The organism is Pedobacter cryophilus (assembly GCF_005116455.1).
Lineage (GTDB): Bacteria > Bacteroidota > Bacteroidia > Sphingobacteriales > Sphingobacteriaceae > Pseudopedobacter > Pseudopedobacter cryophilum.
This window is the reverse complement of record NZ_SWBP01000005.1, coordinates 106,195-116,736: the sequence shown is the minus strand read 5'-3', so window position 1 is coordinate 116,736 and position 10,542 is coordinate 106,195. Positions and strand designations below refer to the sequence as shown.

General features: G+C 35.3%; 5 protein-coding genes. All 5 read right to left on the bottom strand.

The features are described 5' to 3' along the window. Nucleotides 1-12: 12 nt before the first annotated feature. The 5 genes from FA046_RS13785 to FA046_RS13765 all read right to left on the bottom strand — a co-directional run bounded on the left by FA046_RS13785 (nt 13) and on the right by FA046_RS13765 (nt 10,525). Nucleotides 13-1,488, bottom strand: coding sequence for a fasciclin domain-containing protein (locus tag FA046_RS13785; protein ID WP_169303374.1), 1,476 nt, complete (start codon nt 1,486-1,488; stop codon nt 13-15). Between the two features lie 79 nt (nt 1,489-1,567). Next, nucleotides 1,568-3,301 carry a fasciclin domain-containing protein gene (locus FA046_RS13780; RefSeq protein WP_136827120.1) on the bottom strand — a complete coding sequence of 578 codons (1,734 nt, stop codon included), beginning with the start codon at nt 3,299-3,301 and terminating at the stop codon, nt 1,568-1,570. Between the two features lie 27 nt (nt 3,302-3,328). After that, on the bottom strand, nt 3,329-4,897 hold the full coding sequence (locus FA046_RS13775; RefSeq protein ID WP_136827119.1) for a RagB/SusD family nutrient uptake outer membrane protein: 1,569 nt from the start codon (nt 4,895-4,897) through the stop codon (nt 3,329-3,331). 12 nt (nt 4,898-4,909) lie between these two features. Next, nucleotides 4,910-8,194 carry a SusC/RagA family TonB-linked outer membrane protein gene (locus FA046_RS13770; RefSeq protein WP_136827118.1) on the bottom strand — a complete coding sequence of 1,095 codons (3,285 nt, stop codon included), beginning with the start codon at nt 8,192-8,194 and terminating at the stop codon, nt 4,910-4,912. Nucleotides 8,195-8,221: 27 nt separating this feature from the next. Then, nucleotides 8,222-10,525: a fasciclin domain-containing protein gene (locus FA046_RS13765; RefSeq protein ID WP_136827117.1), complete on the bottom strand. Its 2,304-nt coding sequence runs from the start codon at nt 10,523-10,525 to the stop codon at nt 8,222-8,224. Between the last annotated feature and the right edge of the window lie 17 nt (nt 10,526-10,542).

The following is a 10,542-nucleotide window of genomic DNA, read 5'->3' as shown; positions in this document are numbered from 1 at the left end:
TTCTTTCTGGTATTAATTAATAGGTACTAATTTTATATAATCAAGAGAAAGTGCCGTTGGCGCTAAGCTTGTGACACCAAGTGAAGAAACCAGAAAAGTGTATAAGTCTCCATAGTCTGTTACTGTATATTCGCCCAAGTATTCTAAACGGTAAGTAACCGGGTTTGCGGCATTAAATGGAGGTACATCCTTATAATCCATTGCGGCCATAGCCACATCATATTTTCTTAAAGGATTAAATTTTACGGCCATTGATATTGGGGTAGCATATATATCATTTATACATCTCCAGTAAACAGCGTATTTTGTAGCATACACTTTAGCTTTGTACCTGTAATAATATAGCGGACTTGGCGAAGAAGTAATATTAGAAACCTGTATTTGCTTAAACAATTTACCCGATGGATCTTTTTGTATTTTATAAACTGGCGCTGTTGGCGTACGTAGCGAATCTAAAGCCTCTCCTTGTATTAATACCGTAGGTATTTTATTTTGGAGTAGTTTATAACCAATGCTACTTACTACATAAGCCACCCCATTACTTAGCTGGCGGGTTTCTACCACTGCATTTTTATCTAAATGGATTTTTACTCCGGTAACTGCGGTTAAAGAATCGGGAAGACTATTTAAATCAAAAACGCCTTTAATTACCAAATCTTTTACTGCATTAAATTTAGTAAGTGAATCTGATTTTAAAACATTTGGTGTATGGTTAAAGCTGCTTAACTTATTAATTTCGAAATCAAAGGCAGCATCAGTTAAAATAATGCAGGTAATTAAACTGTCTTCACTACTAATATTAGATACATTTTGAAAATAAGAATTACGTTGCACCGGAAAAGTGGTGCCTTCCTGAAAAACAGTTCTACCAGAAACAGGATCTACAAAAAGTCTTACTCCATTAGTGGTATCAATTTCTGTTCGTTCTAAAGAAGCTATAAATTTTGATTGTTTGGTTGCCAGTGTAGAAGATTGTAAATATTCCCAAGCGTTAGGTTTTGGTACAGATGCTTCATTAATGGTGTGTAACACTCCATTTTTTACGTATAAATCTGCATCAACAATGCTGGCATTTTCAAATTTTAATGCAGTAAAAGTGGTATTCTTTCCATTTAACATTCTTATGATTAAAGATGGCTTAGGCGTATTTGTAAAGTAAGACTGATAAGATATATGGTTGCCCACAAAAGATTTAAGCTTGTCTTTATCATTTACAATAGCTTGATCTAAATTTTGCAATGCACTATTAACAGGTGCCCAAACTGTAAAAGATTTAGAGCTTGCTAAAACTTTATCATAGCCAGTTTGCTCTAAATAGGTTTTAAACAAACTTAAATTACTGTCTTCACTAATTTGTTCAATTAGGGTTTTATCTAGCGCCTGAATATTCAATTCGTTATGATCTTGCCATACATCTTTACAGGATATTACTGAAAAAGATGTGCACAAAACCACTACCAGCAAATTCCTTCTTATTAAATTAATCATATTAATATTTAGCATTGAGTGTTTTTTAAAGAGAGGGAAAGCCCAAGGTTTTTTCCCTCTCATTTTGTATTTAAATAATTTAAGGCTTAGGAATTAATGTGCCGTCTGGTTTAAATTTTGGGTATTGCTGATTATCGTTTATAGGAATAAACTGAATCAAATCAATATTATTAGTAGTTTGAGAGCCATCAATAGCTTTAAGGCGAATCCAATATCTGCCTGTTTGTGGAATATCTGCAATCCCCATTAAACGTGATACCTGCGACCCTGAGGTGTTTTCCATATAGGTTTTCCAGCCAATGGCTTCTTCTACATCTGCTGGCTGGCCTGGCCTTTTGGTTACAAAATTTAAGGTACGAGCGTTAGAAAGTGGTGTTCTCACATCAGATCCATCTGCACCAATAAGAGCCTGCACTTCTGTTTTTGTACCTCCATTACTAGATGATTGAGCCTGAGTGTAATAGCCAATCCAAATTTTATATTTCCCTCTGATCAGCAAAGGCGTTTTAAATTCAACCCACTCTGGCCTTGATGATGTACCGCCTGTAGCCATTGGCACTATTAAAACATCTACATTATAAGAAGTTTTGGAAGTTCCCTGACCTGAGCCAAATCTGTAAATCAATTTCTTGTTTTCAACAGCTCCAGAAAATCTCACTTCGGTTAACTCAGCAGCTTCTTCTGTAGTAAACTCGTAGCTATTAACCCCGTAATAAGCCTTGTTTTTTAATAATTCTGGAAAAGTACAAACATCAAAATCTACACGATATGGCGATCTTAGTTTAATTCCGAAATGCTTAGCCGCATTATGTACTACACCATTTGTGGCAGAAATATCGCCAGTGTTACGTGGTAATTCTATCCCTACTTCATGCGTTCCGTTAAAATAGTCATCGTTAATTAAAACAGATTCTCCAGATAATTTAGCCGTTAAAACTTCTAAAGGTGCAAGCGTATGATGTGCGCTAGATGTGATGATATCTGCCAAATATTTTGCTTCATATAAAATGTGGTACTCTAAAAACAAATGAAGACTATCTGTTGCCAAGGTTGGGTCTCCGGTATTAGAGTATGTGCGTTTTAAATCATCATAATCGTAAATTAAAGCATCTTTTAAAACATCATCAGTTTCTGCAATAAGCGTTAAAAACTTTTTATTTAAGGTTGGATTATTAGCTGGCAGTACATTTAAAGTCTCAAATAAACCCGATTTCTTTAATGCTTCAGTAAAAATAACGTAATTGCCATTAGCCTCTAAAATTTGCGCAATGGTAAGACTGGCCGGAGTAAGGGTATTATCAATAGTATGAATTAACCCATTACCAACAGAAATATTTGATGCTGTGATATTTGCCTGCCTGTTCACCCTAATTTTAGTTTGTCCGTTTGCGCTTTCTGAACCTGTAATTAGGTATTGCCCAAACATGGTAAGCTGCGGTAATTTACCATCTGTAAACTGCTCAGTACCAATAGAATCTTCCAGCAAATGAAAGCGGACAAAGCTTTTCCATTCATCGCCGCTAATCTCTTCTACTGTAGTTTTGCCCTTAGTTTGCAAATAGGCTTTAATAGCTGTATTGTTTGGCGCAAACAAAGTATAGCTACCATAAGCATCTAAAAAAGAGGCGGTGCCCGATAAATTTAAAACCTTGCTTAATTCAGAAAATTCATCTGGATGTTCTTGCAAAAACCTAGTAATATTAGGTCTGTTAGAAACAGAATAAACAAGTGTTGATTTTCTGCAAGCAGAAACAACAGCCAACACACTTAAGAAAAGTAGGAGGCCAAATGTTAGTTTAACAATATTTCTCATTATATTTTTTAGTTAGTTTGTTTATTACTATTGATAAAAAGGATTTTGCACCAAGGCTTTATTTGTTTGCAATTCTGTAAAATAAATTGGCAAATAATGGCTGCGGCGGTCTTTAAACTTATTAATTACGGTTTGCTGTTTACTAGGTAAGGCTTTCGCCGATACAATGTCTAATAATATTTTTTCGTCTTGATAGTTATTACGTTTTGCATTACGGAGTATATCGTACCATCTTTTGCCTTCAAAAGCAAATTCGCGAGAGCGTTCATTAAATACATATTTGGATATTTCTTGAGTTTCTGCAGTTGGATCAGGAACTTCTACTGATGTAGAAGCTAAATTACTTAGCGCATTTCTAGAAAATCTTAACTTATCAACTATTTCAATAGCCTTTGTGGCATTGTTTACATCACCCGGATTTAGCCAAACCAATGCTTCGGCCTTCATTAATAACACATCTGAATATCGGTAAACAAACCAGTGAGAAAAAGAAGTGCTGTTGGTTCTTGAATTTGTATATTTTGCTATGCCGCTGGTGGCTTCATTCATAGAAGTACCGTTGCCTCTAATGTCTCGGTTGTTGGGATTGTTAAAATCTACACCAAATAAATCGCCCTCGGCTATCCAGTCTAAAGCTTTAAACTCTCTTGATGAAGCCCCAAACATATCCCAAAAAGGATTTTGCTTTTGATTGTCAAACTGAAATTCAAAAATCCCTTCTACAGAATTACCATCAAAAAACACATCTCTATACCAGTTAGCAGGAATAGTTCCGGCTGGAAATAACTGGTACCTGCCTGAAGCAATTACCTGTTCACATGCAGTTAAGCAGTTTTGGTAATCTTCCATCCACAGGTAAGCATCAGCCAAAATGGTAAAGGCTGTAAACTTGGTTATACGCCCTCTGTCTTCGGCCAAAGAGCCATAAGATACCGGTGCATTTTCTGAAGCATAAGTTACATCACTAATAATTTGGGTGTAAATTTCTTGTTCGGTGTTTTTTGGCTGCTGCTTAATGGCTTTATCTGTAGCGGTAACTTCTAATTTTAAAGGCACTTCTTTAAAATTTCTCAACAAATAAAAATACATTAAGCCTCTAAGCGCATACGCTTCAGATAAGTAAGCTTTAAGCTGCGTTTCTGTGAGGGTTTTATCGCTATCCAGTACTTTTGGGCCATTTTCTATCACATCATTACAATAATTAATGGTGATGTAAACGGCTTCCCAATTAATTAAACTATTGTTTGAGGAAAGTTCTGTACGCAACATATACAATTCGTCTCGTCTTAAATTATTTAAGGCTGATACATTTTCTTCGCCACCTAAATCTGTTCCGGTAGTTACCATATCGCCACGCAACTCTCCCCAAATAAATAAATATTTAGCAAGCGGCATGGTAGAACCACCCAGCAATGACGCATAGCAACCCATCACCGCTCCTTTAAGTTGTTCTTTGGTTCGCCAATATTCTTGATCTATTAAGCCATCTTCGGGTTTTAATTCTAACCACTTTTTACAAGATGTGCCCATCAAACAAAGCAATAGCATCCCAATAAAAAATACTTTAGCTGTTATATGTTTAATATTTAATTTCATATCTCTTAATTATTAAAAACCGAGTGTTAAACCTAAAGTGAAAATTCTTGGGGGCGGAGTTAATGCGTTATCCTGAGGGTAAGCAAACGGACTGTTATCTCCTACAATGTTAATATCAGGATCTTGGCCTGTGTAATTTGTCCAGGTGTATAAATTTTGCCCGGTTACATAAAGTCTTCCACTTTTAATATTCAATTTTTGAAGAACAGATTTTCCAAATATGTAGGTACAGGTTACAGAGTATAATCTTAAGAAAGATGCATCTTCAATATACCTATCAGACCCTAACCAGTTGTAACCATCATTATATAGCGCTCTTGGCATATTGGTATCATCCCCAGGGTTACGCCATCTGCTTAAAATTGCGGTGCTTTGGTTATTAAAGCCATACATATTGGTAGTGGTTATTTGCGCTTTGTTTACCACATCAAAATCATAACGATAACTAAAATACGCCCCCAGTTTCCAAGTCCCTTTATAAGAAATATCGGTTCCAAAACCACCATTAAATTTAGGAAGTCCGTTACCCAAGTAAACCATATCAGCTTCATCAATATTACCGTCGTGGTTAATATCTTCATAAATGGCATCTCCGGCCTGAAAAATATAATCGGCAACCGGATAATTATACCTCATGTATTTTACCTGTCCGTTTGGACCAATAATAGGTGCTCCGTTTGCATCTTTTGCTTTAGTGTCTTCTGCTGTTTTGTAAACGCCTTTGTACCTAAAACCATAATAAGAACCAAATGGATTACCTTCTATAAGGTAAGATTTGTAATTTCCTAAACCGGGTAAACCCACCACGCTTTCGCGAGGATAAAATTCTGAGATAGATTGTATGCTGTTTACATTTCTAGAAACATTTAAAGAAAGATCAACCACCCAATTTTTAGTTTTTACAGGTAATGTGTTAATTCCAATTTCCCATCCATCATTATTCATGGTGCCAATATTCATTGATACAGCAGAATAACCCGTAATATTTGGAATTCTTAAATTACTGTAATACATATCTTTAGTGGTATTTTGATAGATTTCTGCATCTAGTTTAACACGATCATTAAACATCCATAAGTTAAAACCAAGGTTTTTACCTACTACAGTTTCCCATCTTAATTGCGTTAAAGCTATGTTATCACGAGAAACGGCTGAGTTTCCGAGGTAAGTCCAGGAGAAAGGTGTGTATCTGCTAAAATAAGCGTAATTACTGCCCGGTGCATTTGGTGTAGAACCATAACTTAATCTGATACTTAAATCATCTAAAAATTTATTGTATTTTTTCATGAAAGGCTCACCAGAAACTCGCCAACGGGCAGAAACTCCCGGAAAAAAGCCAAAACGATTATCAGGACCATATTTAGAATTTCCATCTATACGGCCATTTAAACTAAAGATATATCTGTCTAACAATTGGTACTGAGATTGAAATACCAAACCCATAGACCTTGATTGTGCTTTGGCCGAATTAAGTCCTAAACCGCTTCCATTGGTTACAGAAAGTATTGATGGATCTCTTAGGTAAGAAGATGCGGTGTTAGAAGATATTGCACTAAAAGATGCGGTTCTACTATCACTAGTTTGAAAAGATATTAAGTTTTGTAACGATTGTTTCTCATTTGAAATGGGCGTGTAAACCAAGTTTAATTTGGTTTGCATACTGTAAGAATCTCCATCAGAATCTGACGCTTTGTTTACTGTTGTTTCAGAACTTGGCCTGCCGGTGGCTATTTGCGGTAAAAAGGTTTTAGATTTATTATTATTGATATCAAAAACCACATCGCCGGTAAAAGTTAATTTATTATCAGGAAGAATTTTGTAACTTAAATTAAACCTTGGCGTAATACGTTCGCCAAATAGCTGACTAGAACCTTCATTTGCCATGGCCAGCGGGTTATAAGTCCCACTGTATCTTCCCTGAATGTTAGATTCTGGAGAAAAATATACCTGTGTAATATTTCCATTTTCATCATACTCATAAGGCGACATGTTGGGCATCTTATTAAATGCAGTAGTACGGAGGCTGTTGGTATAGTTTAAATTATTATTAACATGGGTATAAGTTAAATCGGTTCTAAAACGCAGCTTACTTGAAACATTATAATCAAGATTTATTTTTGTGGTGATACGTGTTAAATCGGTTCCTTTAGTAGTCCCCGATTGATTTAAGTAACCAACAGAAGCATAATATCGGGTTTTTTCGCCACCACCACTCATAGAAACATTATGATCTTGAGTAACACCAGTTTGAGAAATTAAATCTATCCAATCAGTATTATTACTGTAATTATAATAGTAATAAGCATCTAGAGGATCGTATTGAAAAGCCTTATTTTGGCCATTATTACCTAAAAAATCTAAAGGTAAGTTTGTGGCATTCATCACTTCTTCTGGTATTAACATAGAATATTGGTTTCCTGTTAAAAACGGAATAGAAGCTGGCTGAGTAGCTAAAGCACCCTTAAAATTATAGTTTACAGCTGGCTTACCCATTTTACCTCTCTTGGTATTGATCAATAAAACACCATTTGCAGCTCTGCCACCCCATAAAGCTGTAGAAGCGGCATCTTTTAATACGGTAATATCTAAAATATCTGAAGGCGCAATATTTAATAATTGGGCATAACCTTGATCATCAGCAGTTCCAAAATTAAAATCTTTTGGTACTTCGGTTTCATAAGGCATGCCATCTAAAATAATTAAAGGCTGGGCAGACCCACTGATGGAAGATGTACCTCTTATTCTGATGGCCATACCTGCTCCCGGATCTCCGGAAGTTGTACCAAAATCTACCCCGGTTAAGCGCCCTTGTAAAGCCTGATCTATGGAGGTTACAGAAAGTTGATCTATTCTTTCTGCATTTATAGTTGATGTTGCCCTTGTAGAATTTCGGGCTGATATAGCTAAATCAGTAAGTGGCGCCTCACTTTTAGCGGTTACAGTAACTCCTTGAAGTTCATTAAAGCTAGTTTCTAAGGCAATATTAATCTCTGTACGACCATTTAAGCCGCCACTAAAAAAAGTTTTATATCCAATAAAAGACACAGAAAGTTGATGATCTGGTTTAGAAACTCTGATAGAAAAATTTCCGTTAAAATCAGTCGTTACGCCGGTAATGGTTCTTTTGTCTTTATCTAATTCTACAACTGAAGCACCTGGTATGGGTAGCTTATCATTTTTATCAACTACTTTTCCTTTTATAATGATAAACTTCTCTTGTGCATTGGCTATTTCTAAACCAGCACTTAGGGCAATCAGTATAAAAAGAAATAATTTTTTTAATAAGGATCTTTTCATGTTTATGATATTCGGCTCAATAGCTTATTAATTGTTATAGTTGAGGTATTTATTAATAGAATGTATAATAGAACGGTTTCCTAACTGGTTGCTTTCGTTCTCTTTAACTGTTGCTGTACGCATTTTTTTATCCGTAATTAATAAGTTTCCAGGTTGGTTTAAAACATTTAGCAGCGTTACACCACCGGTTTCGGTTTGCAGCATGGTGATAAAATTATCAGACTTTTTACCATCAGAAGCGATAGATTCACTTTGTATAATATGGTATAAAATAAATTTGCGAATAAGATCTAGCTGAACCTGGTTGGTAGGTGCTGAGGTTGGTAGTGCTCCTGTAGTTACATTTCCGGGTAGTAAACCATCTTTTATTGCTTGTGCAATTGCTGCGTTATCAGGCACCAGTATGGTATATTTATTATCGGTACCGGTGTTTACACCAGAAATAGCTTTAGATGTTTTATTATAAATAGATGGCCCTCCGTTAAATAAAAACCAATAAAATGAGGCATAACTGCTTGGATAAAGATCTTTTAAATTCTCTATTTGTTGCCCTACATTTTTCTCGGTAAAAGAAAGCGTTTTATCTAAATAAAAAACATTGCCGTTTATAGAGGAAAAATCTGGTGAGCTTACATTAATATCAACACCTGTTTCTATAGTACCGCTGGTTTGAATTTTACCATTTTTATATTTAATGTAATCTCCACTTTTGGTTTCTATAATGCCTCCAACGCCAGCAAAACTATTAAGTTCTGCCGAAGGGGTTAATAAAATACCTGTAGAAAACATTCTTAAAATATTTTCACGATAAATTAAACCATGAGAATAACTGGTTGCTGTTGGTGATTTATAACCCCAAACCGTTGTTGATGAGCCTGCACTAGATTCGTTATATCGCCAACCTGCACTTTGCAAAACAGAATTTGGCATTACTAATATGGTTTGTCTTACGCCTGGCTGTATAACGTATGCTTTTATTCCGGTAGATAAATCATTAAACCCTAAGTGGGTTAAACTGGTTGCGGGATCTAGGTAGGGTACTCCAAAAACGGTTCTAAAAACATTAGCCTCATTTGCTTTATCAACACCATAAAAAATTCCGTTACTAAGTATTTTCTTATCCGAAGCGTTAGATAGCTCTAAGGTTGTGTTTTCTAAAGAATAATTCTCTTTTGTTTTAAACTGACTAGGCCATAAAGCTTCTCCCCATAAATGTGAGTTTAGAAAATCTATTAGAATACTTAAAGGAGTTGTACCAAAGAAAGTATTGCCATATTTTTTTAAAATTTTAGCTCTGTAGGCTTGCAAAGCCGCATTGGTTGGGGCTAACATGCTATAACTTTGCCTTTGAGAAAGCGTATTAGAAAAAGAAGTAAGACCTGGCACTTGGTAATGCTCATTATTTGGTGAAAAAGCCAGTTGACCACTATAGGCTTTTACATATACAGAATCGTTACTACCTGTTGCGATTCTATATTTATTGGTGATGTAAGCATTAGCAGAATAATATTTTAAAGAATCTAGGAGCTTGGCAAAATCACTGTAAGCCGCCTGAGATTTGATATATTGATCTAAATTTGGTAAGGGTAAAATCACTTTATCAATCACATGTATCATCCCATTTTCTGCCGCAATATTTTTATTATTCTCATCTACAGCGGCATCTAACACATTAAAACCAGTATAATTAGCATCAGGATAAAATGCTTTATAATCTGTCGAGGTAAGGTTATTGGTTGATAAAAATAAAGAAGTGAAGTATGGAATGTATTTATTGTTATTGTCTCCATCTATGTAATTAGAAACATTGGTAGTTACATTGCCGCTTCTGGCTGTAGAAACATTACGATTGGTAGCAATAATTTTGCGATGGTTTGCATCACCTTTTTCTTGAACCCAATCATAATAAGCTGTTTTACGTTTAAAGGCTAAACCGGAATTAATATCTAAACCATCGGCAGATTGAAAAGTACTCAACTGATCATCTCTGTAAGAATTATAAACCAAAGAATATTTTACTATTGCGGTGGCTAAAGAATCAGACAAACCACTATCACCATTTATATTATTGGCTTGATAAAACTTTTCAAAAGCTAAATCTGTAGGTGCAAAAAATGTCCACCATCCGGTGCCTCCTAAAATCTCTTTGTACCCTGCTTTATCTATTGCAGCTAATAAGTGCTTAAAATTGCCACGAGATTCTAATTGCTGATAAATGGGAGGCCCTAAATTTTCTGGACGATCATAAAAACTACTAATTTCTTTTTTACAGCCCGATAATATTATGGCTGAAAGCAGGATTAGATAATAAACTTTTGAAATTCTACTCATAGTTTCGTCTAATTGTA

Excerpts from the sequence above, each read along its gene's own strand:
- FA046_RS13780 (WP_136827120.1), bottom strand. The coding sequence starts at position 3,301 with ATGAGAAATATTGTTAAACTAACATTTGGCCTCCTACTTTTCTTAAGT.
- FA046_RS13765 (WP_136827117.1), bottom strand. The coding sequence starts at position 10,525 with ATGAGTAGAATTTCAAAAGTTTATTATCTAATCCTGCTTTCAGCCATA.
- FA046_RS13785 (WP_169303374.1), bottom strand. The coding sequence starts at position 1,488 with ATGATTAATTTAATAAGAAGGAATTTGCTGGTAGTGGTTTTGTGCACA.
- FA046_RS13770 (WP_136827118.1), bottom strand. The coding sequence starts at position 8,194 with ATGAAAAGATCCTTATTAAAAAAATTATTTCTTTTTATACTGATTGCC.
- FA046_RS13775 (WP_136827119.1), bottom strand. The coding sequence starts at position 4,897 with ATGAAATTAAATATTAAACATATAACAGCTAAAGTATTTTTTATTGGG.